Origin of the sequence: Rhodococcus sp. WB1 (genome assembly GCF_001700945.1) — a bacterium.
GTDB lineage: Bacteria > Actinomycetota > Actinomycetes > Mycobacteriales > Mycobacteriaceae > Rhodococcus > Rhodococcus aetherivorans.
On sequence record NZ_CP015529.1, the window covers coordinates 3010234 to 3035683 of the forward strand.

Sequence of the window (25450 nt, forward strand, 5' to 3'; positions counted from 1 at the left end):
CGTGGGAATGTCCCGGGTGCGCGGCGGCCGCTGGGCGGTGCTGGCGCTGTCGTTGCTGACGGCGGCGACGGTGGGTGCGTGCGGCCCGGAGCCGGTCGTGTCGCCGGTCGCCCTGCCGTCCGCCGCCGTCGAGTCCCCGGGCCCGCTGGAACCGTTCGGTTCGCTGCCCGACCGGATGACGGCCGCGGCGGCGACCGCCGCCGGACGCGGCGCCGACGTGACGATCGCCGCGCTCGATCGTCGGACCGGGCGCCGGGTCGTCGGGGGCGTCGACGCGCCGATCGAGACCGCGTCGGTGGCCAAGCTGTTCATCGCCGACGACCTGCTGTACCGGGCGGCGACCGGCGAGTTGCCGCTCGGCGGCAGTGACTACGACCGGATCACCGCGATGCTCGAGTCGTCGGACGACTCGGCGGCGAACGACCTGTGGTTCCGGCACGGCGACTCGGAGATCGTCGAGCGCACCGCCGCACGGCACGCGTTCACCGGCACCGTCGCGCCCGCGGACGGGCTGTGGTGGAACACCGTCACCACCGCGTCGGACCTGCTCACCTGGTACGCGGACCTGCTCGACGGCACGGGCGGGCTGGACGAGTGGGGCCGCGCGACGATCGTCGGGCACCTGCGGGCCGCCGCTCCGGTCGGCGCCGACGGGTACGACCAGCATTTCGGGTTGCCGGACGGGCTGGTCGACACGACGGGACTCGGCGTGAAGCAGGGCTGGATGTGCTGCCTCGACGGGCGCTGGATCCACCTGTCCACGGGGTTCGTCGGCGAGGACGAGCGGTATGTGCTGGTGGTGCTCGCCCGCGAGCTCGTGCATTACGACGACGGCGACGACCGGTGGGCCGATCTGCCGGACACGGCGCTGTTCGACGTGACCGGGGATGCGAGTGCGCAGCACGCGCGGGACACGGTCACCGAGGTGGTCCGCACGGTGTTCGGCGGCGCCGGCGCGCACTGACCGTGACCGGTCAGTCGGCGAGCAGGTCGGGTCGGCGTTCGCGGGTGCGCTCGAGCGCCCGCTCCCGGCGCCATGCGGCGACCTTGGCGTGGTCCCCGGACAGCAGCACCGGCGGCACCTCGAGGCCGCGCCAGCTGACGGGGCGGGTGTAGCTGGGGCCCTCGAGGAGGCCGTCGGAGAAGGAGTCCTCCTGGTGGGACTGCTGATTGCCGAGAACGCCGGGCAGCAGTCGCACGACGGCCTCGGTCATGACGAGGACGGCGACCTCGCCGCCGATGAGGACGTAGTCGCCGATGCTGACCTCTTCGACCCGGACCCGGCGGGCGGCGTCGTCGAAGACGCGCTGGTCGATGCCCTCGTAGCGGCCGCAGGCGAACACGATGCGCTTCTCGCCGGCCCAGCGCTGCGCGGTGGCCTGGTCGAACGGCACGCCGGCCGGGGTGGGGACGACGAGCAGCACGTCGGGGTCGGGTTCGCCGTCGGGGCCGGCGAGCACGTCGTCGAGGGCGGGCCCCCACACCGTGGGCTTCATGACCATGCCCGGTCCCCCGCCGTACGGGGAGTCGTCGACGGCCTTGTGCACGTCGTGGGTCCAGTCCCGCAGGTTGTGGATCCCGACGGAGACGAGGCCCTTGTCGATGGCCTTGCCGAGCAGCGCGACGCGCAGCGGCTCGAGGTATTCGGGGAAGATGGTGACGACGTCGAATCGCACGGGAGGTTATGTCTCCGAGCCGAAGTCGGGGTCGAGCAGACCCTCCGGCGGGTCGATCTCGATGACGCCGCCCGCGAGCGACACCGTCGGCACGATCGCGGTGACGAACGGGATCAGCAGTTCGCGCCGTTCGTCGCCGGCCGGGCGGACGGCGAGCAGTTCGCCGGCGGCGGTGTGCAGCACCTCGCGAACGGTACCGATCTCGGTGCCGGCGTCGGGCCGTCCCGCGACGATGCGTACGGCCAGGCCCTCGAGCTCGTGGTCGTAGAACTCGTCCGGGTCGTCGGACGGCGGCAGGTCGGCGCTGTCGACGAGGAACAGGGTGCCGCGCAGGGCGTCGGCGGCGCTGCGGTCGGCGATCCCCCGCAGGCGCAGCAGAAGCCGCCCGGAGTGTTCCCGGGCGGCTTCCACCGTGTACGTCTGCAGGGTCTGCTCGCGGGGCTTGCGGCCGTGCAGCACGGCGCCGACGGCGAAGCGCTCCTCGGGTTCGTCGGTGCGAACCTCGACGACCACCTCACCCTTGATGCCGTGCGACTTGGCGACACGGCCCACCACGAGCTCCACCGCGGCGCGCCTACTGGTCGGTGTCGACGACGTCGACGCGGATCCCACGGCCCCCGATGCCGGAGACGAGGGTCCGCAGGGCGGTCGCGGTGCGGCCGCCGCGGCCGATGACCTTGCCGAGATCGTCGGGGTGCACGTGCACCTCGACGGTGCGCCCCCGACGGCCCGTGATCAGCTCGACGCGCACGTCGTCGGGGTTGGCGACGATCCCACGGACGAGATGCTCGACGGCATCGGCGACAACGGTGCTCATTACTCGGCAGCCTCGGTGGACACGGAGGACTCCTCCGCGGTGTCTTCCTTGGCGGCCTTCTTCTTCTTGGGCGTGACGGCCTCGGCAGCCGGCGCGTTCTCGGCCTGCGCGAGGGCGGCCTGGAACAGCTCGAGCTTGGACGGCTTCGGCTCGGCCTTACGCAGGGTGCCCTCGGTGCCGGGGAGACCCTTGTACTTCTGCCAGTCGCCGGTGATCTTGAGGAGGTTCTCGACCGGCTCGGTCGGCTGCGCACCGACGCCGAGCCAGTACTGGGCCCGCTCCGAGTCGATCTCGATCAGCGAGGGCTCTTCCTTCGGGTGGTACTTGCCGATGGTCTCGATGGCGCGGCCGTTGCGGCGGGTGCGCGAATCGGCAACCACGATGCGGTACTGCGGGTTGCGGATCTTGCCGAGACGGGTGAGCTTGATCTTGACAGCCACTGCTGTGAATCTCCTTCGGCGCATGCGAAATACGCCTGTCACGTGCAATTCGGACGACGTGCCCTTCTGGCACGTCCGGTTTTGCCTCTATCCTGTGACCGCCGCGCGGTACGTAACCGGATGCGACGACAGCGATCCATTCTGCCAGATCCGCCCGCCGGGACGAAAACGGGAGGTCAGAGCAGAAACAGCAGGCTCAGCGCGGGCAGGGTGTTGTTGAGCGAGTGCGCCACCCAGGAGGAGAACACCGACCCGCCGCGCAGCCGCGCGAACCCCATCGCCGCTCCGCCCCACAACAGGACCGGCAGCCGCCACCACTCCTGATGCCACATGGCGAACACGACGGTGGTGATCGTCAGGACGCCGATCGGGCGTCCCCACCATCGCTCGGGCCGGCGTTCGAGCGCCCCCCAGAGCATGCCGCGGAACATCAGCTCCTCGCCGAGCGGGGCGCCGAACCACACCCAGGCCACGAGCAGCAGTTTCCACACCGTGGGCAACCCGACCAGGGCGGTGAGCGGGGAATCGGCGGCGTCGATGCCGAGGGCGACGACGAGGATCGCTGCCAGGATCAGCGCGCCGAGCAGCGCGATTCCCCCGCCGAGCAGACCGATTCCGAGCTGGTTGCGGAACTCGGGCCACGACCGCGGCAGTCCGAAGTCGGCGACGGGTCCGCAGCCACGCCACACGCTGAACGCCACGGCCGCCGCCCCCGCGAGCAGGGTGGGGGCCATGATGGCGAGCACGTATGTCTCGGCGACGAAGCCCTCCCCGGCCAGGACCGGTCCCAGCGTGAAGCCGGCGAGGTTCACGGCCAGCACCACCAGCGCGGCCGGGAGGCCCCACCGGTGCGCGGGGGGCGAGGGCGCGGGCCGGGGCGGGGCCGCAGCGGTCTCCGGGTCGGGTGGCTCGGGGACGGTCATGCGAAGGCGGCGCGGCGGGTGACGACGGCACCCCGGAGCATCACCAGGCCCGGCCGGGCCAGCACGTCCGGCCCGGTCCGCGGATCCAGCTCGTACACCGTCAGGTCGGCGGGGGCGCCCGGCTCGAGGCTCGGATGCCCCAGCCAGGCCCGGGCCGTCCAGCTGGCGGCGCCGAGCGCCTCGGTCGGGGTCAGCCCCACCTTGCCGAGGGCGGCGACCTCGTCGGCGATGCGACCGTGCCGCACCGAGCCGCCGGCATCGGTGCCGGCGTAGATCGGGATCCCGGCGTCGTGGGCGGCGCCGACGGTGTCCGCGACACGGGCGTGCAGGTCCCGCATGTGCGCCGCGTAGACCGGGAACCGGGTGGCCGAGTCGGCGATCTCGGGAAAGTTCTCGATGTTGACCAGGGTCGGCACGAGGACCGTGCCCTGCGCGGCCATGGTGGCGATCGTGTCGTCCGTCAGCCCGGTGCCGTGTTCGAGGCAGTCGATGCCGGCGGCGAGCAGGCCGGGCAGCGCGTCCTCCCCGAACACATGGGCGGTCACGCGCGCTCCCGCGCGGTGGGCCGCGGCGATCGCCTCGACGAGGATCCCGTCCGACCACAGCGGCGCGAGATCGCCGGTGCCGCGGTCGATCCAGTCGCCGATGAGCTTGACCCAGCCGTCCCCCGCGCGGGCCTGGCGAACCACCTCGTCCGGCAGCTGCGATTCGTCTTCGAGGTCGACGGGCAGCCCGCGGATGTAGCGCTTGGGGGCGGCGATGTGCCGTCCCGCGCGCACGATCCGCGGCAGGTCGGCCCGCTCGTCGAGGTGCCGGGTGTCGACCGGGGATCCCGCGTCGCGCAGCAGCAGCACCCCGGCGTCGCGCTCGGTGACGGCCTGCGCGATCAGCCCGTCCGCGTCCTCCGCGCCGCCGCCGAAGCGGATCCCGACGTGGCAGTGGGCGTCGACGAGACCGGGCAGGATCCAGCCGTCGGCGGTGAGCAGCTCGGCCCCGGGGATCGGCTCGCCGGCGAACGTGCCGTCGTCGCCGATCCACAGCTCGATCGGTTCGCCGTCCGGCAGGGACCGTCCGCGCAGGGTGAACGCCACGGCGGACTACTTCTTCGGCAACTTCAGCTGCGAGAGGTCGAAGTTCTCGAGACCGGGCGGCAGCTCGTCGAGGCCCTTCGGCATCTTCGACAGGTCCGGGAACCCGGCGGGCATCCCGCCCATGCCGGGCATGCCGGCGGGCATGCCACCGGGGAATCCGCCCTTGATCTTCGGCGGGGTCGGCCCGCGGCCGCCCTTCTTGCCCTTCTTGCCCTTCTTCGCGCGCTGCGGCTTGCGGGACCCGGGCATGCCCATGCGCCCGGCCATCGCGGCCATCATCTTGCGGGCTTCGAAGAACCGGTCGACGAGCTGGTTGACGTCGGAGACCTTGACGCCGGAGCCGTTGGCGATGCGCAGCCGCCGGGAGGCGTTGATGATCTTCGGGTTGGCGCGTTCCGCCGGCGTCATGCCGCGGATGATCGCCTGGATCCGGTCGAGCTGCTTCTCGTCGACGTTCGCGAGGGCGTCCTTCATCTGTCCCGCACCCGGCAACATGCCGAGCAGGTTCGCGATCGGGCCCATCTTCCGTACGGCCATCATCTGCTCGAGGAAGTCCTCGAGGGTGAGTTCACCGGAGCCGATCTTCGCGGCGGTGGCCTCGGCCTGCTCGGCGTCGAAGACCTGCTCGGCCTGCTCGATGAGGGTGAGCACGTCGCCCATGCCGAGGATGCGGCTGGCCATGCGCTCGGGGTGGAAGACGTCGAAGTCCTCCAGCTTCTCACCGGTCGACGCGAACAGGATCGGCTGACCGGTCAGCTCGCGGACGCTGAGCGCGGCACCGCCGCGGGCGTCGCCGTCGAGCTTGGTGAGCACCACGCCGGTGAAGCCGACACCGGCGCGGAACGCCTCGGCGGTGCTCACGGCGTCCTGGCCGATCATCGCGTCGAGCACGAACAGCGTCTCGTCGGGCTGCACGGCGTCGCGGATGCCGGCGGCCTGGGCCATCAGCTCCTCGTCGATGCCGAGGCGGCCGGCGGTGTCGACGATGACCACGTCGTAGTGCTTGGCGCGGGCCTCGGCGACGCCGTCGCGGGCGACGTTCACCGGGTCGGCGGCGGTGATGCCGAGCGGGTTCTCGCCGCCGCCGATGGAGGTGCCGGGGTGCGGGGCGAACACGGACGCACCGGCGCGTTCACCGACGATCTGCAGCTGGGTGACCGCGCCGGGCCGCTGCAGGTCACAGGCGACCAGCAGCGGGGTGTGGCCCTGGTCCTTGAGCCACTTGGCGAGCTTGCCGGCGAGGGTGGTCTTACCGGAACCCTGCAGGCCGGCGAGCATGATCACCGTGGGCGGGGTCTTGGCGAACTGCAGCCGCCGGGTCTCGCCGCCGAGGATCCCGACGAGCTCCTCGTTGACGATCTTGACGACCTGCTGGGCGGGGTTCAGCGCGCCGTGTACCTCGGCGCCCTTGGCTCGTTCCTTGATCTTGGCGATGAACGAGCGCACCACGGGCAGGGCGACGTCGGCCTCGAGCAGCGCCAGGCGGATCTCCCGGGCGGTCGCGTCGATGTCGGCGTCGGAGAGGCGCCCCTTGCCGCGCAGGTCCTTGAGGGCTCCGGTCAACCTGTCGGAAAGGGATTCGAACACCGAATGCGCTCCTGGGTCTGGCGAAGATGCGGACAGTTCTGCGCTCCAGGGTAGCCGCTCGCGGCACGAGTTCTCGCACGTGCACGAGCGGCCGCCCCGCCCTCAGCCCTTGTCCTCGGGATTCTTCGGCTCCGGAGCGGGCACCACGGCGAGCACCGCCCGCTCGACCCGCTCCCGGTTCTCCCGGGTGTCGGAACCTCCCAGATCGATGCAGAACGCGTCCACGACGGTGCGGCCGAGGGTGGAAACCCGGGCCCAGCGCACGTCGGTGCCGCACCGTTCGAACGCGTCCGCGAGCCGGCACAGCATGCCCAGCCGGTCCTCGGCGCGCAGCTCGAGGATCGCCTGCCCCGGATCCGGGGCGTCGATCCAGATCAGGTGCGGCGGCGCCTGCGCGTAGGTGCCCGGCACGGCCCGCTCCGGGCGTTCGGGCAGCTGCGCCTCCCTCGCCGCCTGCTCCTTCGCGTCGAGCGTGGCGAGCAGGTCGAGGTCCCCGGCGCGGGCCCGGATGAGTTCCTGCCGCAGCAGACCCGCCGGCGGCGGGGCCCCGAACAGCGGCGCGACGGCGAAGCTGTTGACGGCACTACCGGCGTGGCTGCCCACCGAGGCGGACAGCACGCGCAGGCCGTGCAGGGCCAGCACCCCGGCGGCGTCGGACAGCAGGCCCGGCTCGTCGGGCGCGACCACCGTCACCGTGTAGGCGTGCGGGTTCTCGCCGGGTTGGAGCTCGACGTGGATGCCGCCCTGTTCCGCCTGCTCGGCGAGCTGGGGGTCGATCGGGTCCGGTCTCGGCAGCTCCTCCCCCGCCATCACCAGCCGGCAGCGCCGGACCAGCTCCCGGATGAGCGCCGCCTTCCAGTCGCCCCACACCCCCGGGCCCGTCGCGAGCGAGTCCGCCTCGGCGAGGGCGTGCAGCAGCTCGAGCAGCACCGGGTCGCCGTCGATGGCCTCGACGACGGACTCCACCGTGGCGGGGTCGTCGAGGTCACGGCGGGTCGCGGTGTGCGGAAGCAGCAGATGGTGGCGGACCAGCGCGGACAGCACGGCGACGTCGGACGGCCACAGGCCCATCCGGCGGCCGATCTGGGTGGCGAGTTCCGCGCCGACGACGCTGTGGTCGCCGCCGCGACCCTTGCCGATGTCGTGCAGCAACGCCCCGAGCACCAGCAGGTCGGGGCGTGCGACGCGGGTGGTCAGCCCGCCGGCGTACACCGCGGTCTCCACCAGGTGCCGGTCCACCGTCCAGGTGTGCACGGCATCACGCGGGGGCAGATCCCGCACCGCCCCCCATTCGGGGAGCAGCCGGCCCCACAGTCCCGTCCGGTCGAGCGCCTCGATCGGGTCGATCGCGCGGGTTCCCGAGCCGAGCAGCACGAGCAGGTCGTTCAGCGCGGTGCGCGGCCACGGTTCCCGCAGTTCGGGGGCGCTGTCGGCCAGGCGGCCGAGGGTGGACGCGGAGATCGGCAGATCGTGCTGCGCTGCGGCCGCGGCGACCCGCGTGATCAGGCCGGGGTCCTTGCGCGGGTGCGCGTCGCGGGCCAGCGTCACTTCGCCGCCGTGTTCCACCACACCCTCGTCGAGCGGGCGCCGGACGGGGACGCGGCGCAGCCGGGACAGGCCCTTGCGGGGCAGCGAGTTTCCTGCCGTGCGTACCCCGACCTCCACCGAGTAGCTCACGGTCCGGGCCGCCTCGGTCAGCACGCGGGCCAGGTCGAACCGGTCCCCGATGCGCAGGGCGGCGCCGATCTCGTCGGCATCCTGGGCGCGCAGCTGGTCGCGGGCCCGGCCGGCGACGCGGTGCAGCTCGGTGCGAACGTCCAGCAGGCGGCGGTGCGCGGCCGCGAGCCCGCCGCCGGGAACGTCGGGCCCGAGCCCGGGCATGCCGTCGGTGAGCTGCGCGACGGACAGTGCGTTGAGCAGTTGCACGTCCCGCAGCCCGCCGCGGCCGCTCTTGAGGTCGGGTTCGGCCCGGTGCGCGATCTGCCCGCTGCGTTCCCACCGGGCCTCGGTCAGGGCGATGAGCTCCTCGAACCGGCTGCGGATGCCGGTGCGCCACTGCCGCCGCACGCCGCCGATCAGCAGATTGCTCAATTCGAGGTCGCCGGCGATGTGCCGGGCTTCGAGCAGGCCGAGCGCGGCGGTCAGGTCGGACGCGGCGACCTGCAGGGCCTGCGGGACGGTCCGGACGCTGTGGTCGAGCTTGATGTGCGCGTCCCATAGCGGATACCAGAGCCGGTCGGCGACCCGGGACACGACAGCGGGGTCCATGTCGTCGTGCAGCAGGACCAGATCCAGGTCGGAGTAGGGGAGCATCTCGCGGCGGCCGAGGCCGCCGACGGCGACGATGGCGAAGCCGCAGTCGGGCTTGATTCCGAGTTCGGTTCCCTTGGTGACGAGCCAGAACTCGTGGAGATCGACGAGGGCGTGACGGAGGGCGGGGGCGTCGAGCCGGCGGTTGCGGGTGCCGCCGGCGAGCAACTGGGTACGAGCCCGGGCGAGGTCGGTGGCGGCGGTGCCGGATCCGGCCGGCCCCGGAGACACCGGCGGCCCCGATCCCGCCGCGGAGGCAGCGGGACCAGGGCCGCGAGTTCCGGACCCCTTCGGGTCAGAGTGCATCGGCGCCTCGTTCACCGGTGCGCACTCGGACGACCGTTTCGACCGGGGTGACCCACACCTTGCCGTCGCCGATCTTGCCGGTGCGGGAGGCCTCGACGATGGTCTCGACCACCTTGTCGACGGCGGCATCGTCGACGACGACCTCGACGCGGACCTTGGGAACGAAGTCGACGGAGTACTCGGCTCCGCGGTAGACCTCGGTGTGGCCCTTCTGGCGACCGTATCCCTGCACCTCGCTGACGGTCATGCCAAGCACACCCGCCTGCTCGAGGCCTGCCTTGACGTCCTCGAGGGTGAACGGCTTGACAATTGCCGTGATCAGCTTCATATCCTCATCCCTTCCCAGTCTCCAGTGCCCTGATGTCTTCTTATCACTTGAGGGCGGCGGCGAAGTCGTATGCCGACTCCGCATGCTCGGCCTCGTCGATGCCGCGCGCCTCTTCCTCCTCCGACACCCGCCAGCCGAGCGGCTTGAGCGCGAAGGCGACGATCGCGGTGATGATGCCGGTGTAGACCAGGGCGAAGACTGCGATGACGATCTGGATCACGAGCTGCTTGTAGTCGCCGCCGTAGAACAGGCCCGTCTCGGTGCCGAGGAACCCGATCGCGATGGTGCCCCACAGGCCCGCGACGAGGTGCACGCCGACGACGTCGAGCGAGTCGTCGTAGCCGAACTTGTATTTCAGGCCGACCGCCAGGGCGGACAGGACGCCGGCGATCGCGCCGAGCACGATCGAACCGACCGGGCTGAGCGCACCGGCGGCCGGAGTGATGGCGACGAGGCCGGCGACGGCACCCGAGGCGGCACCGAGGCTGGTGCCCTTGCCGTCGCGGATGCGCTCGGTGAGGAGCCAGCCGAGGATCGCGGCGGCCGCGGCGGTGGTGGTGTTGACCCAGGCCAGGCCGGCCACACCGTCGGCGGCGAACGCGGAACCGGCGTTGAAGCCGAACCAGCCGAACCACAGCAGGGCGGCACCGAGCATGACGAACGGCAGGTTGTGCGGACGGAAGGCGGTGCGGCCGAAGCCCGCGCGCTTGCCGATGATCAGCGCCAGGACGAGCGCGGCAATGCCGGCGTTGATGTGCACGACGGTGCCGCCGGCGAAGTCGATGGGCGCCACGGTCGCGACGAGCCCGCCTTCTCCGTCGTCGGAGGTGCCGAAGATCTTGGCGGCGAGGCCGTCCGCGGAGCCGGAGAGCAGGCCGCCGCCCCACACCATGTGGGCGAGGGGGAAGTACGCGAGGGTGACCCAGATTCCGGAGAAGGCCAGCCAGGTGCCGAACTTCACGCGTTCGGAGAGGGCACCGCTGATGAGAGCGGTGGTGATGACCGCGAACGTGACCTGGAAGCCGATGTCGATGATCTGCGGGTAGTCGCCGAGGCCGGGCAGGAACTCACCGGCGTCGTCGTAGATGGCACCCTGCAGACCGAACATCTGGAACGGGTTGGCGAAGATGCCCCCGATGTCCTCGGTGCCGTAGGACATCGACCAGCCCCACAGCACGTAGATCACCGCGATGACCGCCATTGCCCCGAAGGACATCATCATCATGTTCAGGACGGCCTTGGTGCGCGACATGCCGCCGTAGAAGAACGCCAGACCGGGCGTCATCAACAGCACCAGGGACGCCGATATCAGCATCCATGCCGCGTCGCCGGTGTTCACCACTTCCTCCACTGCAACCTCCCTGTTGGCCGCGCCGGTCAGCGCGTCGTCGAGAGAAGAATGCTGTGGTGATGTTTCGGCCGGAGCGCCGCGCTGTTTCGGCGGAGTGAACGCAAATCGGACATGTGTTTCGTTCCTGTTTCGCGGCGCATCCACCGGCGCCGGCGGCCGAACCGGGTCCCTCGCACGGCGTTTCGCGGCGGTGCTCCCGCGAGCCGGGAGGGGGTGGATCGGGACGGATCGCGACCCGAGCCGGGACGGACCCGGCGGGGCCGGGTGGCCAGCGCGGCGAGCTCCCGCAGGAGCCTCTCGTCGCTGCTTCCCCGTCGCCACCCGCCCCGCGGGATCCGTCCGGCACCTGTTTCTACCGAACCGGAGTGGCAGATGGGAACCGAGTGACGATTTGTGACCTTTCCGTGACCAAAACCGGCCACCCGGTCGGAGGCCGGGTGGCCGGTGGTGAGCTGGCGGTGGTGCGGTGGATCAGCCCAGCAGGGCGTCGACGAATGCGCCCGGCTCGAACGGCGCGAGGTCGTCCGCGCCCTCACCGAGACCGACGAGTTTCACGGGGACCCCGAGCTCGTGCTGGACCTGGAAGACGATCCCGCCCTTGGCCGTGCCGTCGAGCTTGGTCAGCACCACGCCGGTGATGTCCACGACCTCGGCGAACACGCGCGCCTGCATCAGGCCGTTCTGCCCGATCGTCGCGTCGAGCACGAGCAGCACCTCGTCGACCGCGGCCTTCTTCTCCACGACCCGCTTGACCTTGCCGAGCTCGTCCATCAGACCGGTCTTGGTGTGCAGCCGGCCGGCGGTGTCGATGAGCACGGCGTCCACACCCTGATCGGTGCCCCTGGCGACGGCGTCGAAGGCGATCGCGGCCGGGTCGCCTCCCTCCTTGCCGCGCACGACCTCGGCGCCGACCCGCTCGGCCCACGTCTGCAACTGGTCGGCGGCGGCCGCACGGAAGGTGTCGGCAGCGCCCAGCAGGACGCGGCGGCCGTCGGCGACGAGGACCCGGGCGAGCTTGCCGGTGGTGGTGGTCTTACCGGTGCCGTTGACCCCGACGACGAGCAGCACCGCCGGGTGATCCTGGTGCGGCAGCGCCCTGATCGACCGGTCCAGCTCCGGGTGCAGCGCCTCGACCAGCACGTCCCGCAGGACGGCCCTGGCCTCGGCCTCGGTGCGCACACTGCGGGCGGCCATCTGCACCCGCAGCCGCTCGACGATCTGGGTGGTGGTGGCGGCACCGAGGTCGGCGATCAGCAGGGTGTCCTCGATCTCCTCCCACGAGTCCTCGTCGAGGTCGCCGCCGCCGAGCAGGCCGAGCAGGCTCTTGCCCACCGCCGACTGCGACCGGGCAAGTCGGCCGCGCAACCGGTCCAGCCGGCCCTCGGTCGGGGCGATCTCCTCGATCGGGGGAACGAGCGGGACAGCCGCTACCTCGGGCTCGGCGGTCGGCGGCGGGGCCACCTCGGGTTCGACGGCGGGTGCCGGCGGAGCTTCCTCGACCGGCGGGACGACCTCGACCGGCGCAACTTCCTCGACCGGCGCAACTTCCTCGACCGGCGGGACGACCTCGGACGGCGCCGGGGCGGTCTCCGGCTCGATGCCCGGGACGGGCTCGACCCTGGGGGCCGGTTCCACGGTGGGGGCGGCGCCGGCCTCCGGGGCCCGCTCGGGCTCCACCCGGGGTTCGACCGTCGGCGCCGGAGCCTCCGACACCTCCTGGGGCAGTGACACGACCTTCGGTTCCGGCACGACCTTCGGTTCCGGCACGACCTTCGGTTCCGGCACCACCGTCGATTCCGGAGCGACCGGCGGTTTGGGGGACGCGGGCGGTTCCGGGACCACCGGCGGTCTCGGAACCGGCCGCTCGACCGGCTGGGGCGGCGCGGTCGCGGTCGCCCCCTGGGTGAAGCTGAAGCCGCCCGCGGCCTTGTAACCGCCGGAACGATCCTTCTGCTCGGCGGTGCCGAGCTGCGGCGTCTGCTCGGCCGTCAGCGACACCCGCCGTCTCCGGTACAGGGTCAGGCCGACGACGAGCGCGACGAGGAGGACGGCAAGTGCCGCCGCGATGGCTATCCAGGCTCCGGTACTCACGCCCCCATACTGTCAGGCGCAACGGCCGCGCTCAGCTCTGGGCGAGAAAGATCCTGACCACGCATCCGCTGCGAGATGACGCGGGTGATGCCGTCGCCGCGCATGCTGACCCCGTACAGGGCGTCGGCGATCTCCATCGTCGGCTTCTGGTGGGTGATGACGATGAGCTGGGACTTCTCCCGAAGCTGCTCGAACAGCCCGATGAGCCGGCGCAGGTTGGTGTCGTCGAGAGCGGCCTCCACCTCGTCCATGACGTAGAACGGGGACGGCCGGGCCCGGAAGATGGCGACGAGCATGGCCACCGCCGTCAGCGACTTCTCGCCGCCGGAGAGCAGCGACAGCCGCTTGACCTTCTTGCCCGGCGGCCGGGCCTCGACCTCGATGCCGGTGGTGAGCATGTCCGACGGATCGGTCAGCACGAGGCGGCCTTCGCCGCCGGGGAAGAGCTTGGCGAACACCTGCTCGAACTCGCGCTCGACGTCCGCGTACGCCTCGGTGAACACCTGCAGGATGCGGGCGTCGACGTCGGCGACCACGCCGAGCAGGTCCTTGCGGGCGTTCTTGACGTCCTCGAGCTGCGTGGCGAGGAAGTTGTACCGCTCCTCGAGCGCGGCGAACTCCTCGAGCGCCAGCGGGTTGACCTTGCCGAGGGTCGTCAGGTCCTTCTCCGCGCGCTTGGCGCGCCGCTCCTGGGTGGCGCGGTCGTACGGCTGCGGCTGCGGCGCGACGACCTGTTCTCCGCGTTCCCGCGCCTGTTCGAACTCGGCGATCTCGAGGTCGGACGGTGGCAGCGGCACCTCGGGGCCGTACTCGGCGACCAGATCGTCGGGCGCGATGGCGTACTGCTCGACGACGGCCTGCTCGAGCTGTTCGATCCGCAGCGCGGCCTGCGCGCGGGCGACCTCGTCCCGGTGCACCGCGTCGGTGAGCTGGGCCCGCTGCGCGGAGAGGTCGCGCACCCGCTCCTTGACCTTGTCGAGCTGTTCGGCCCGCTCGGCGCGCTGACGGGTCAGCTCGTCCCGGTGGGCGGAGGCCGCGGCGACCACCTCGTCCAGGTGGGCCGCGACCCGGGCGCCGGACTCGGCCACGGCCGCGGCGACGGCCGCGGCCTGCTTGCGGGCGCGCTGTGCCCGTTCGGCCCGGGCCCGCGCCTCGCGCTCGGCCTGGGCTGCGCGGCGCAGCGAGTCCGCCTTGCCGCGCAGCGCCTGGGCGCGCTCCTCCGCGGTGCGGGCCGCGAGCCTCGCCTCCATCTCGACGGCCCGGACCTCGGCGAGGGCAGCGGCGGCGACCTCTCGGTCGACTGCCGTCGAGTCGGTGCCCGGATCGGCGCCCGCGTCGCTCTGTTCCTGTTCGGCCAGTCGCAGCCGCTCCTCGAGCTCGACGACCTCGCGGCGGGCCGTGTCACGCTCCGTCTCGGCGTTGGTGCGCTGCGCCGCGAGGCGCTCGGACTCGGCGTGGGCGGCGCGCGCGGCCTGCCCGAGCCGGCCGAGCTGCTCGTACACCGCGGACATCGCGGCGTCGGATTCGTTGAGGGCCGCGAGGGTCTGTTCGGCCACCTCGGCGCGGGCCGCCTGTTCGGCCAGGGCGCCGGCGAGAGCCGCCGAGAGTTCCTCGGAGCGCCGGACCGCGCGGTCGAGGTCGGCGCGGGACGCGTCGATCGCGGCCTGGACCTCGAGGGTGCTCGGCGCGCGCCCGGATCCACCGACGACCCAGCCCGAGCCGGCGAGGTCACCGCTCCGGGTCACTGCCCGCAGTTCGGGGCGCACGTGGCACAGTTCGATCGCGGAGCGCAGGTCGTCCACGACGACGGTGCGCGCCAGCAGCGCGTCGAGTCCGCCGCGCAGTTCCGGCGGGCAGTCGATCACGTCCCGCACCCAGCGCGTCCCGTCGGGCAGGCTCGCCGGCTCGGCCGGCGCGGTGGTGCCCCCGGCGACGAACGCGACCCGGCCCTGGTCGGCGTCCACCAGCGCGGCGACGGCCGCGGCCGCCGCCGGGACCGAATCCGCGGCCAGCGCGTCCGCGGCCGGGCCCATCGCCGCTGCGACGGCGACCTCGTAGCCGGCCTCGACCCGGACGCGTTCCGCGAGGGGACCCGACAATCCCAGGTCGGGGCGGTGCTCGAGAAGCCAGGCGGCGCCGTCCTTGCGTTCGAGACCCATCGCCAGCGCCTCGATGCGCGCCCCGAGGGAGGCGACCTCCTTGCCGGCCGCGCGCTCGGCGTCCTGCAGTTCCTTCAGGCGGGCGTCGGCGAGTCGCAGCGCCTCGAGGGCGCGTTCGTGCTGTGCGTCGGCGTCGATCTCGCCGGCGTCGAGGTCGTCGATGCGGGCCTGGGCCGTCTCGAACTCGGCCTGGGCGGCGACACCGCGCAGCCGGGCCTCTTCGATGGCGACGGTCAGCCGGGCCACCTCCGCGTCGATGGACTCGGCGCGGGTGCGCACGGTGTCGACCTGTCCGGCCAGGCGCGCGAGTCCCTCCCGCCGGTCGGCGACGGCCCGCACTGCGGCCAGGTGCGCCCGCTCGGCGGCCGCGGCGGCCTCCTCCTGGACGGCGAGCTGCTCCTTCGCGGCCTCGAGGGTGCCGTGGGCGACCTCGACGGCCTCGAGGAGTTCGGCCTCCTCTTCGGCGATGCGGTCGGCGCGGGCCTCCATCTCGTCCGGGTCCTGGCCGTCGCGGACCGCCGGGGCGGTGTCGAGGTGGCGGGCGCGTTCCTGGGCGATGCGCACGGTGGCGCCGAGACGTTCGGCGAGCGCGGAGAGCCGGAACCAGGTCTGTGACGCGGCCTCGGCGCCGGGAGTGAGTCGCGCGACCGCCTCCTCGTGGCGTGCGAGTTCGGCGTTGGCGTCGTCGAGCTCGGCGGAGACGTGGTCGAGTCGCTCGCGCAGGACGCGTTCCTGCTCGTCCTGGTCGGCGAACTCGGAGCGCCGGGTCACGAGGTCGTCGGCGGCGAGCCGCAGCCGGGCGTCGCGCAGGTCCGCCTGGATGGTCTGGGCGCGGCGCGCCACCTCGGCCTGGCGGCCGAGCGGCTTGAGCTGCCGGCGCAGCTCGGCGGTGAGGTCGGTCAGGCGCGCGAGGTTGGCCTGCATCGCGTCGAGCTTGCGGACCGCCTTCTCCTTGCGCTTGCGGTGCTTGAGGACTCCGGCGGCTTCCTCGATGAATGCGCGGCGGTCCTCCGGCCGGGACTCGAGGATGGCGGAGAGGCGGCCCTGACCGACGATGACGTGCATCTCGCGGCCGATGCCGGAGTCGGACAGCAGTTCCTGCACGTCCATCAGCCGGCACGAGTTCCCGTTGATCTCGTATTCGCCGGCCCCGTCGCGGAACATCCGCCGGGTGATGGACACCTCGGAGTATTCGATGGGCAGCGCGCCGTCCGAGTTGTCGATGGTGAGGGTGACCTCGGCACGGCCGAGGGGTTGCCGGCCGGCGGTCCCGGCGAAGATGACGTCCTGCATCTTGCCGCCGCGCAGCGCCTTGGCGCCCTGCTCCCCCATCACCCAGGTGAGGGCGTCGACGACGTTGGACTTGCCGGAACCGTTCGGCCCCACGACACACGTGATGCCCGGTTCGAACCGCAGAGTCGTCGCGGACGCGAAAGACTTGAAGCCCTTGAGCGTCAGACCCTTCAAATACATGTGCGAAAACCTTACCGGCGGGCCGTCACCGCTCGACGAAGCCGGTCAGGTCACCGCGCGTCGGCTCCCAGCTCTCCACCACGAGCCGCACCTCTCCCGGGGTCTCGCCCGAGCGCAGCGCGGCGAGGAGTCGTTCGAGGGCGTCGCGGGGGCCCTCGGCGATGACGAGCACGCGCCCGTCGGGATGGTTGGTGGCGTGACCGGCGAGGCCGAGTTCGAGGGCTCGCGACCGCGTCCACCAGCGGAACCCCACACCCTGCACGCGCCCGTGCACCCAGGCGGTGAGCCGGACGGCGTCCGGCGGCGACTGCGTCATGGCTGCTCCCCCGAACTGCGGACCGGACGGACGGCGTGGACGGCGCCGTCGAAGCCGGTGGTGTAGAGGACGTCCGGGTCCCAGCCGGGGCCCTCGCCGAATGCGACCGCGGAGACGAAGGGCACCCCCGTGGCGACCGTGCAGCCGGTGCCGGTGACCGGGTCGACCCGCAGGATCTTCCCGGCCACGTTGAGCGGGACGTACAACGCGCCGTCGGGTCCGACGTCGAGATCGTCGGCGGTCTCGAGGGGCCCGGGCCCGGACGGGTCCAGGGTCCGGACCGGACCGGTGAGGTCGCCGGCGTTCAACGCGTGAATTCGGGTAGTCGGATCGAAAGTCGTAGCCGCATAAACGGTTTCGCCGTCGACCGCGAGTCCGTTGACGGAGCCGAGGTCGGTGCGGATCGTTTCCGGGGCCCCACCCTCGACCGGGACGCGCGTCAGGCCCGGGGGGCTGCCCAGGTTCCGGCTGACGAGGAAGTCCCCGTCGGGCAGGCGGACGAGACCGTTGGGCATGGTCAGACCCGACGCGACGGTGCGCCGCGTCCCGGTGTCGAGGTCGACGGCCTCCAGGGTGCCGTCGGTGCGGCCGAGCAGTCCGGAGACGGTGCCGTTGCCGGTCGTGAAGTACGCCGTGCCGTCGTCGACGACGATGCCGCCGGGCGCCGGGACCTCGGCCACCACGGCGTCGGCCCGTCCCTCGGGCGTGAGCGCCAGCAGCGACCCGCCGCCGGCCGGGGTGGACGCCGAGGCCAGCAGCCGGCCGCGACCGTCGAACGCGAGATTCTCGAGCACGCCGAGCCCGGACGCGACGACGTCCACCCGCCACGGCGCGCAGTCCGCCGGAGCGGGCGCGGCCGTCGCCGGCGCCCCGCCCGCCAGGAACCCCACGGCGAGCGCGAGTCCGGCCGCTGTACGAATCATCCGCCCTCCCTGCCGAGATCCACCGCTCACGCGTCCGGAACGATCTTCAGCGTCACCTCGGTGCCGGCCTCGAGCGTACGGCCGACGGTGCACACCTTGTCGACGGATCGCTCGACGAGCGCGACGAGGCGCTGCTGCGCCTCCTCGTCGAGTTCGCTCAGGTCCAGCGCCATCTCCTCGACGAGGTGCGGGTACACCTCGTTCTCCCGGTCCGCGGCGCCGGAGACACGGATCGTGACGTCGTAGGTGTCGCCGAGCCGGCGCGACAGCGGGAAGTCCGAGCTCATCCCCGAACAGGCCGCCAGCGCGATCTTCAACAGCTCGCCGGGGGTGAAGACACCCTCGACGGTCTCCGACCCGATCAGGACCTCGGCACCTCGGGAGCTGCGGCCCGTGTAGCGGCGGGTGCCGGTGCGCTCGACCCACAGTTCGGTCGTCGGCGTGTCGGAAGTCTGTTCAGCCATGCGGGAGATCCTGCCATGATCACCCGACGGCCAGTTCGCGCAGGATCCCGATGAGCTCGTCCGCGACGACGGGGGTGTCCGCGCTGCTGCGGCGCAGCAGTCCGACGGGTTCGGCGGTGCCCGGGGTCGGTACCGGCAGCCGCACGAGCGTGCCGTCGTCGAGGTCGTCCTGCGGCACTCGCTCGGGTGTCAGCCACACCGCGTCGCCGGCGCGCACCAGCCCGCGCGCGACCGAGACGTCGAGGGTCTCGACGCTGCCGGACGGCAGCCGCAGGCCGTGCCGGGCGAGGAAGCCCTCGGTGTGGTGCCGCGGCACGGTTCCGGCGGTGGCGACGACGAGGGGGTGGTTCAGCACCGCCGGCACCGATACCGGACCCCCGGCCAGCGGATGCCCCGGGCGCACGATCAGGGCCAGCGACTCGGCGTACAGCAGTTCGAACGAGAGCCCTTGCATGGTCTCCGGGTCGGCCATCCGGCCGAGGACGAAGTCGAGCTCGCCGGCGCGCACCGCGCCCAGAAGTGCGGCGTTCGGGGCCGTGCGGATCTGCACGCCGACGTGCGGACGCCGGTCCCGCAGCCGGGTGACCGCACCGGGCAGCAGGGTGCTCGCGACGGTGGGCAGGGCGCCGACCCGCACGGGGGCGACGGCCGGCTGCCCGGTCCCGGAGAGGGCACGGGCGGCGGACGCCAACGCGTCCGTGACCTCGACGGCGTGGCCCAGGAACTCCTCGCCGGCGGGGGTGAGCCGGGCGCCGTGCCGCCCGCGGTCCACCAGGCGCAGGCCGGCCAGGGATTCGAGTTCGTTGAGGGTCTTGGTGACCGCCGGCTGGCTCAGATGCAGCCGGCCGGCGGCCCGGCCGAGGTTGCCCTCCTGGGCGACGGCGACGAAGCACGTGAGGTGGCGCAACCGGATGCGATCCAGGAGCCGCGACGCCCGGTCGACCGGGGGCACGAAACCGCGTTCCATCACTGCAGGTTATGAAATTCGGCCGAAACCGTCAATTTACATGACTCATGCTCACCCATAACGTGGATCACATCCAGTCCGTCGCAGTGCGACAGCCCCCCAGGAGTACCGCCTCATGATCATCGCCGCCCCCGGCGCCGCGTCCGGCGAATTCGTCGAACGCGACCACACTCAGCACCCGCCCGCCCTCACCCCCGGATACCGCACGTCGGTGCTGCGCTCCCCGCGCAATGCCCTGATCGCGCCGCGCAACACGCTCTCGGAGACGACCGGGCCGGTCTTCGACCGTCGCGAGCTGGGCGAGAAGGACAACGACCTCATCCTCAACTTCGCCAAGGACGGCCTGCCGATCGGCGAGCGCCTGATCGTGCACGGCTACGTCCGCGACGAGTTCGGCAACCCGGTGAAGGGCGCCCTGGTCGAGGCGTGGCAGGCCAACGCCGGCGGACGCTACCGCCACAAGAAGGACCGCTACCTCGCGCCGATCGACCCGAACTTCGGCGGTTGCGGCCGCATGATCACCGACGACAACGGCTACTACTTCTTCCGCACCATCAAGCCCGGGCCGTACCCGTGGGCCAACAGCACCAACGCCTGGCGGCCCGCCCACATCCACTTCTCGATCCACGGCACCGGCTGGGCGCAGCGCTTGATCACCCAGATGTACTTCGAGGGCGACCCGCTCATCGAGCGCTGCCCCATCGCGAAGACCATCCCGACGCTGGACCAGCTGCGCAGCCTGATCGCGCAGGAGGATCCCGCCAACAACGCCCCCTTCGACGCGCGTACCTACCGCTTCGACCTCACCCTGCGCGGCCGCCGCGCCACCTTCTTCGACAACGCCAACCTCCCCGGAGCCCCCCGATGAGCCTTTCCCCGCACAGCATGATCGAGCGCCGCCCGGAGACCCCCTCGCAGACCGGCGGCCCGTACGTCCACATCGGGCTCGCACCGCAGCAGGCCGGGTTCGACATCTTCGACAACAACTTCGGCAACGTGCTGACCGCCCCGGAGACGAAGGGCGAGCACATCACCCTCGAGGGCCGCGTCTTCGACGGCACCGGCACGCCCGTGCGCGACGTGCTGATCGAGATCTGGCAGGCCAACGCCGCGGGCAGGTACGCCCACCCCGGCGACACCCAGGACGGACACGCCCAGGACAGGGCGATCGATCCGACCTTCCGCGGCTGGGGCCGCACGGGCGGCGACTTCGACACCGGCGTCTACACCTTCGAGACGATCAAACCGGGACCGGTGCCGGCGAACGTCGGCGGGTTCCAGGCCCCGCACATCCTCATGGTGCTGTTCGCACGGGGCATCAACATCGGCCTGCACACCCGGGTCTACTTCGACGACGAGGCCGACGCCAACGCCGCCGACCCCGTACTCGACGGGATCGAGTGGGAGGTCCGCCGCGACACGCTGATCGCGAAGCGCTCCGAACGCGACGGCAAGGTGGTCTACACCTTCGACGTGCGTCTGCAGGACACCCCGGAAGGCGGGATCGAGACCGTGTTCTTCGACATCTGACCGGGACCCGGTGGCGCGGGGGCGCGCGTTTCGGACGACGGTCGCCTGGGCATCCTTGCGCCGACCACGTCGCAGCGAACGAAGGCCACGGCACTGGACACCGCGATCATCTACGTTTCCGCCGGGCTCGCGCTGCTTCTCGCCGTCACCGTGCCGCGGCTGTTCCACAACCGGGCGATCTCGGCACCCATGATCGTGCTGGTGGCCGGCGCGGTGCTGGGGCTGTTGTTCGACAACGCCGAAGCCCTCACTCCCGGCGGGCACCCGGCCGTGGCGGAGTACCTCAGCGAGGTCTGCGTGATCGTCGCGCTCATGGGCGTGGGCCTCGCGATCGACCGTCCCCTCGGGTGGCGGTCGTGGAAGTCCACCCGGCGGCTGCTGCTGATCGCGATGCCCCTCGGCATCGCGGCCGTCGCGGTGCTGGGCTGGTGGGCCGCGGCCCTCACCCCCGCGGCCGCGGTACTGCTCGGGGCCGCCCTGGCTCCCACCGATCCCGTGCTGGCGTCCGACGTGCAGGTCGAGGGCCCCACGTCCGGGGAGGGTTCCCACCGCGAAGACGACGAAGTGCGGTTCGCGCTCACCTCCGAGGCCGGCCTCAACGATGCGCTGGCGTTCCCGTTCGTCTACCTCGCGCTGTTCCTGTTCACGAAGGGACCGATCGAGGACTGGATCATCTCCTGGGTGCTGTGGGAGCTGCTCGGCAAGATCGTCCTGGGCGCCGTGGTGGGAGGGCTGGCGGGCCATCTCGTCGGGCGGGCGGTGTTCCACTTCCCCGTCGAGCACGTCCGGCTGGCCGACCGGGGCGAACCGATCGTCGCGCTCGCCGCCACGTTCGCGGTGTACGGAATCGCCGAACTGGTCGGCGGCTACGGCTTCCTGGCCGTGTTCGTGTGTGCCGTGGCCATGCGGCGCATCGAACGCGCACACGAGTACCACGCCGAGATGCACAGCCTGATCGAGCAGCTCGAGCACGTCCTCACGCTGGCGGTCCTGCTCCTGCTGGGGGCGGGCCTCACCACCGGCCTGCTCGCCGAGTTGTCGTGGGGGTCGGTTCTCGTCGGCGCCGCCCTGGTCCTCGTGATCCGGCCGGTGGTCGGCTGGGTCTCGCTCCTGGGCTGTGACGAGATGGATGTCCGCGAACGCCGCGTCACGGCCTTCTTCGGCGTGCGCGGGATCGGCTCCGTCTACTACCTCGCGTACGCGGCGGCGGAGCTCGACATCGCGCAGGAGCAGGAGCTGTGGGCCGCCGTCGCCTTCACCGTCGTCCTCTCCGTCCTCGTGCACGGGGTGAGCGCGACGAGGGTGATGCGCATGCTCGACAACGCCCGCGTGAAGGGTCCGCCGTAGGCGCGTCGGGGCGGGCCTCCTCCCGGCTCTTGCCGACGATTGAACACGCGGTTAATATACTGACCATGCGTTCAACGCCGGGTCGCCTCTCGGCAGCCGATCGCCGGGACCTCACGTCCGCGGCGCGCATCCGGGAGGCCGCAATCCTCCGTTTCGCTCGCGACGGCTTCGACGCGAGCCTGCGGACCATCGCCGCGGACGCGGAGGTGAGCGGGGCGTTGATCGTGCACCATTTCGGGTCCAAGAAGGACCTGCGACGTGCGTGCGACGAGTGGGTCCTGGGACAGATCCGCGATTCCAAGCGGACGACCCTCGCCACCGGCGACTCCGGTCCGTGGCTGGCGCAACTCGGGCGGGCCGAGCAGTACGCCCCGCTCGCCGTCTACGTCGCCCGCACCTTCCAGGCCGGCGGCGAAAGCGCGGCGGAGTTCTTCGATCACCTGGTCGACGACGTGGTCGACTACCTCGCAGAGGGCGAACGCAACGGGCTGATCCGGCCCTCCCGGGACAACCGCGCCCGGGCCCGCCTGCTCACCGGCATGAGCGTGGGGTCGATGCTGCTGCAGATGACCCTGCACCCGGAACTCCTGCGGGGCGGGGACTTCACCGGGTTCTTCCGGCACCTGACCGAGACCGTCACCGCACCGGCCCTCGAGCTGTATTCCGAGGGTCTGCTCACCAGCCGCAAGCTGCTCGACGACTACCTGATGTACGTCCCGGACCCGCCGGCGGGCGCCGGGGGCGGCGAATCCGCGGCTCCCCCTTCCTGATCCGGAACCCGCCTACCCCAGGACACAATCATGAACACGATCGTCGAGGTCCACGACCTCACCAAGACGTTCGGCGCCACGACCGCGCTGGACGGTCTCAGCCTGCACGTCGGCCGCGGTGAAGTGGCCGGCTTCCTCGGCCCCAACGGTGCCGGCAAGTCCACGACCATCCGGATCCTGCTCGGGCTTCTGCGCGCCGACGGCGGCTCCGCATCCGTGCTCGGGTTCGATCCGTGGCGCGACGCCGTCGAAGTGCACCGGCACCTCGCGTACGTCCCGGGCGACGTCGACCTGTGGCCGTCGCTCACCGGCGGCGAGGCCATCGACTTCCTGTGCCGCCTGCGGGGAGGGGCCGACCGTGCGCGCCGCACCGAGCTGGTCGAACGCTTCGAACTCGACCCTCGCAAGAAGTGCCGCGCCTATTCCAAGGGCAACCGCCAGAAGGTGGCGCTGATCTCGGCACTCGCCTCGGACGTGGAGCTCCTCGTCCTCGACGAACCGACGTCCGGCCTCGACCCGTTGATGGAACGGGTGTTTCAGGACTGTGTTGCCGAAGCGAAGCAGCGCGGCTCGTCGGTGTTGCTGTCGAGTCACATCCTCGCCGAGGTGGAAAAGCTCTGCGACACCGTGACCATCATCCGGGACGGACGTACCGTGGAATCCGGGTCGCTGGCCCAGCTGCGGCATCTCACCCGGTCGACGATCACGGTCCGCACCGACCTCGACACGTCCGGCCTGGCGCAGGCCGAGGGCGTGCACGCGCTGCGAAACGAGCACGGGCACACCGTGTTCGAGGTCGATAACGCTCACCTCGACGAGGTGGTCCGCCGGCTCGCGGAGTACGGCGTCCGCAGCCTCGAGAGCGCACCGCCGTCGCTCGAGGAGCTGTTCGTGCGCCACTACGGCAGCGATCGACAGATCGCCGGCGTGGGCGGCGTGCGATGAACACCTTCACCGGGACCGCGTCCCTCGTCCGCTTCGACCTGCGCCGGGATCGAATCAAGCTGCCGCTGTGGGTGATCGGCATCTCGGCCCTGGCGGCGTACTTCGTCGCCGCCCTGCAGCTGGCGTATCCGGCCGCCGAGGACCTCCGCGGCGTGGCCGGTTTCGCCGACAACCCGGCAGGGGTGATGATGTCGGGTCCCGGCTACGGCATGGACGACCCCACGCTCGAGGCGTTCGTCGCGAACCAGTACGGGCTGTACCTGCTGGTCGCCGCCGCGTTCATGAACATTCTCCTCGTCGTCCGGCACACACGGGGCGAGGAGGAGAACGGTCGCACCGAACTCGTCCTGGCCGGCGCGGTGGGCCGGCGCGCCCCGCTGACCGCGGCCCTGGCGACCGCAGTCGTCGCGAACGCCGCCCTCGTCGTGGCGGGCAGCGCGGCAATGACGGCCACCGGGGTGGACGCCGGCGGGGCGGTGCTGTTCACGGCCGGGTTCGCGGCGCTGGGGCTGTTCTTCGCCGCGCTCACCGCCCTGGTGTGCCAGGTGCGCGAACACGGGCGCACCGCCACAGGACTGGCCGCAGCGGCGCTGGGAACGGCCTTCGTCGTGCGGGGCGTCGGCGACGTCCTGGAGCGGCACGGCAGCGCGGTGTCCTGGCTGTCCCCCGTCGCCTGGTCGCAGCAGACGCGAGCATTCGTCGATCCGCGATGGGGCCCGCTGGCCCTGTCGTTGGGGTTCGCGGCGGCCGCCGCGGCGGCCGCGTACCGTGTCGTGGACCGTCGCGACCTCGGGGCCGGACTGGTGCCGCCACGGCCGGGCCGGGCCGAGGCGGCACCGGCGCTGGCGAACCCGTTCGCCCTGGCGCTACGGCAGCAGCGCGGCAGCATCGCCGGGTGGGGCGCGGGCCTGGCGCTGATGGGGTCGTTCTACGGCTCCCTGACCGGCTCGATCGCCGAGAGCTTTGCGAACCTGCCCGAGGACATTCTTGCGCTCATGGGTGGTTCGGCCGCGAATCTCGTCGACGGCTTCCTGGGCCTGACCGGATACACGACGGCCTTCCTCGCCTCCTGCTTCGCGATCCTGTCCGTCCGCCGCCTGCGGGGCGAGGAGCAGTCGGGCCGGATCGAGCCCGTTTTGGCGACAGCTACGAGCCGTGCCGGATGGATGGCAGCGGGGCTGTCCGTGACCGCTCTGGGCGTGGTGGCACTCCTCGCACTCGCCGGCGTGGGGACCGGGCTCGGGGCCGCGGCGTCCACCGGGGAGCCGACTCGGGTGCCCGCATCGGTATGGGCGCATCTCGGATACGCCCCCGCCGTCCTCGGCATCGCGGCGATCGGAGCGGCGCTGTTCGGTCTCGCCCCCCGCGCCTTCGATCTGGTCTGGGTGCTGGTCGTCTACGGCTACCTGGTGGGCAGTTTCGGACCGATCCTCGACCTGCCCGACAGCGCCGGCGTCCTCTCCCCGCTGAACCATGTCCGGCAGATGCCGCTCGAACCGTTCGCCGCGGGCTCCTTCGTCGCTCTCGTCGTTCTCACCGCGCTCGTCACGGCGGCAGGGCTGGCCGCGTTCCGGAAGCGCGACGTCGTGAGTACGTGAGAACCCGCCGGGTGGACCGGGCAGTGGCGGCACACCCC

23 protein-coding genes are annotated in these 25450 nt (G+C 71.9%); 7 read left to right on the top strand and 16 right to left on the bottom strand.

Going from position 1 to position 25450, the window contains the following annotated elements; translation table 11 throughout:
- Nucleotides 1-7 precede the first annotated feature (7 nt).
- A complete protein-coding gene (locus tag A4U64_RS13310) occupies nucleotides 8-964 on the top strand; it encodes a hypothetical protein (protein ID WP_006933696.1) in 957 nt (318 codons plus the stop codon).
- A 10-nt stretch (nucleotides 965-974) separates the two neighbouring features.
- On the opposite strand, the gene trmD is transcribed toward A4U64_RS13310, so the two are convergent.
- The 16 genes from trmD to A4U64_RS13390 all read right to left on the bottom strand — a co-directional run bounded on the left by trmD (nucleotide 975) and on the right by A4U64_RS13390 (nucleotide 19222).
- Nucleotides 975-1676, bottom strand: a complete 702-nt coding sequence (gene trmD, locus A4U64_RS13315; RefSeq protein ID WP_006933695.1) for a tRNA (guanosine(37)-N1)-methyltransferase TrmD — start codon at nucleotides 1674-1676, stop codon at nucleotides 975-977.
- Nucleotides 1677-1682: 6 nt separating this feature from the next.
- Complete coding sequence (gene rimM / locus A4U64_RS13320) at nucleotides 1683-2240, bottom strand: ribosome maturation factor RimM (RefSeq protein WP_029543205.1); 558 nt, start codon at nucleotides 2238-2240, stop codon at nucleotides 1683-1685.
- 10 nt (nucleotides 2241-2250) lie between these two features.
- Complete coding sequence (locus A4U64_RS13325) at nucleotides 2251-2493, bottom strand: RNA-binding protein (protein WP_006933693.1); 243 nt, start codon at nucleotides 2491-2493, stop codon at nucleotides 2251-2253.
- A complete protein-coding gene (gene rpsP / locus A4U64_RS13330; protein WP_006933690.1) occupies nucleotides 2493-2933 on the bottom strand; it encodes a 30S ribosomal protein S16 in 441 nt (146 codons plus the stop codon). The genes A4U64_RS13325 and rpsP overlap by 1 nt, the downstream gene beginning before the upstream one ends.
- Nucleotides 2934-3109: 176 nt before the next feature.
- Complete coding sequence (locus A4U64_RS13335) at nucleotides 3110-3856, bottom strand: CPBP family intramembrane glutamic endopeptidase (protein ID WP_006933689.1); 747 nt, start codon at nucleotides 3854-3856, stop codon at nucleotides 3110-3112.
- Entirely contained in the window at nucleotides 3853-4947 is a 1095-nt protein-coding gene (locus tag A4U64_RS13340; protein ID WP_065922647.1) for an amidohydrolase family protein, read from the bottom strand. Before A4U64_RS13340 ends, A4U64_RS13335 begins: the two co-directional genes overlap by 4 nt.
- A 6-nt stretch (nucleotides 4948-4953) precedes the next feature.
- On the bottom strand, nucleotides 4954-6534 hold the full coding sequence (ffh, locus tag A4U64_RS13345) for a signal recognition particle protein (protein ID WP_006933683.1): 1581 nt from the start codon (nucleotides 6532-6534) through the stop codon (nucleotides 4954-4956).
- 102 nt (nucleotides 6535-6636) lie between these two features.
- Nucleotides 6637-9150, bottom strand: a complete 2514-nt coding sequence (locus A4U64_RS13350) for a [protein-PII] uridylyltransferase (RefSeq protein ID WP_050036343.1) — start codon at nucleotides 9148-9150, stop codon at nucleotides 6637-6639.
- Nucleotides 9140-9478 (bottom strand): P-II family nitrogen regulator, encoded by a 339-nt coding sequence (locus A4U64_RS13355; RefSeq protein WP_006933679.1) that lies wholly within the window; start codon nucleotides 9476-9478, stop codon nucleotides 9140-9142. The genes A4U64_RS13350 and A4U64_RS13355 overlap by 11 nt, the downstream gene beginning before the upstream one ends.
- A 43-nt stretch (nucleotides 9479-9521) precedes the next feature.
- Nucleotides 9522-10829, bottom strand: coding sequence for an ammonium transporter (locus tag A4U64_RS13360; protein WP_029543203.1), 1308 nt, complete (start codon nucleotides 10827-10829; stop codon nucleotides 9522-9524).
- A 471-nt stretch (nucleotides 10830-11300) separates the two neighbouring features.
- Nucleotides 11301-12920 carry a signal recognition particle-docking protein FtsY gene (ftsY, locus tag A4U64_RS13365; RefSeq protein ID WP_006933677.1) on the bottom strand — a complete coding sequence of 540 codons (1620 nt, stop codon included), beginning with the start codon at nucleotides 12918-12920 and terminating at the stop codon, nucleotides 11301-11303.
- Entirely contained in the window at nucleotides 12917-16552 is a 3636-nt protein-coding gene (smc, locus tag A4U64_RS13370; protein WP_029543202.1) for a chromosome segregation protein SMC, read from the bottom strand. Before smc ends, ftsY begins: the two co-directional genes overlap by 4 nt.
- 25 nt (nucleotides 16553-16577) lie before the next feature.
- A complete protein-coding gene (locus A4U64_RS13375) occupies nucleotides 16578-16868 on the bottom strand; it encodes an acylphosphatase (RefSeq protein WP_006933673.1) in 291 nt (96 codons plus the stop codon).
- On the bottom strand, nucleotides 16865-17791 hold the full coding sequence (locus tag A4U64_RS13380; protein ID WP_029543201.1) for an SMP-30/gluconolactonase/LRE family protein: 927 nt from the start codon (nucleotides 17789-17791) through the stop codon (nucleotides 16865-16867). Before A4U64_RS13380 ends, A4U64_RS13375 begins: the two co-directional genes overlap by 4 nt.
- Nucleotides 17792-17817: 26 nt before the next feature.
- Nucleotides 17818-18255 (bottom strand): OsmC family protein, encoded by a 438-nt coding sequence (locus A4U64_RS13385; RefSeq protein ID WP_006933666.1) that lies wholly within the window; start codon nucleotides 18253-18255, stop codon nucleotides 17818-17820.
- 19 nt (nucleotides 18256-18274) lie between these two features.
- The gene (locus A4U64_RS13390) at nucleotides 18275-19222 is read right to left on the bottom strand and encodes a LysR substrate-binding domain-containing protein (RefSeq protein WP_065922648.1); all 948 of its coding nucleotides are present in this window, start codon (nucleotides 19220-19222) and stop codon (nucleotides 18275-18277) included.
- Between the two features lie 115 nt (nucleotides 19223-19337).
- Here A4U64_RS13390 and pcaH point away from each other — a divergent pair, with 115 nt between their 5' ends.
- From pcaH to A4U64_RS13420, 6 genes are all read left to right on the top strand, one after another.
- Entirely contained in the window at nucleotides 19338-20090 is a 753-nt protein-coding gene (gene pcaH / locus A4U64_RS13395; protein ID WP_006933662.1) for a protocatechuate 3,4-dioxygenase subunit beta, read from the top strand.
- A complete protein-coding gene (gene pcaG / locus A4U64_RS13400; protein WP_006933660.1) occupies nucleotides 20087-20752 on the top strand; it encodes a protocatechuate 3,4-dioxygenase subunit alpha in 666 nt (221 codons plus the stop codon). The genes pcaH and pcaG overlap by 4 nt, the downstream gene beginning before the upstream one ends.
- Before the next feature lie 150 nt (nucleotides 20753-20902).
- Nucleotides 20903-22099, top strand: a complete 1197-nt coding sequence (locus tag A4U64_RS13405) for a cation:proton antiporter (RefSeq protein WP_232334078.1) — start codon at nucleotides 20903-20905, stop codon at nucleotides 22097-22099.
- A 65-nt stretch (nucleotides 22100-22164) separates the two neighbouring features.
- Entirely contained in the window at nucleotides 22165-22869 is a 705-nt protein-coding gene (locus A4U64_RS13410; protein ID WP_065922650.1) for a TetR/AcrR family transcriptional regulator, read from the top strand.
- A 30-nt stretch (nucleotides 22870-22899) separates the two neighbouring features.
- The gene (locus A4U64_RS13415; protein WP_065922651.1) at nucleotides 22900-23814 is read left to right on the top strand and encodes an ABC transporter ATP-binding protein; all 915 of its coding nucleotides are present in this window, start codon (nucleotides 22900-22902) and stop codon (nucleotides 23812-23814) included.
- Nucleotides 23811-25412 carry an ABC transporter permease gene (locus tag A4U64_RS13420; protein WP_065922652.1) on the top strand — a complete coding sequence of 534 codons (1602 nt, stop codon included), beginning with the start codon at nucleotides 23811-23813 and terminating at the stop codon, nucleotides 25410-25412. Before A4U64_RS13415 ends, A4U64_RS13420 begins: the two co-directional genes overlap by 4 nt.
- Nucleotides 25413-25450: the final 38 nt, after the last annotated feature.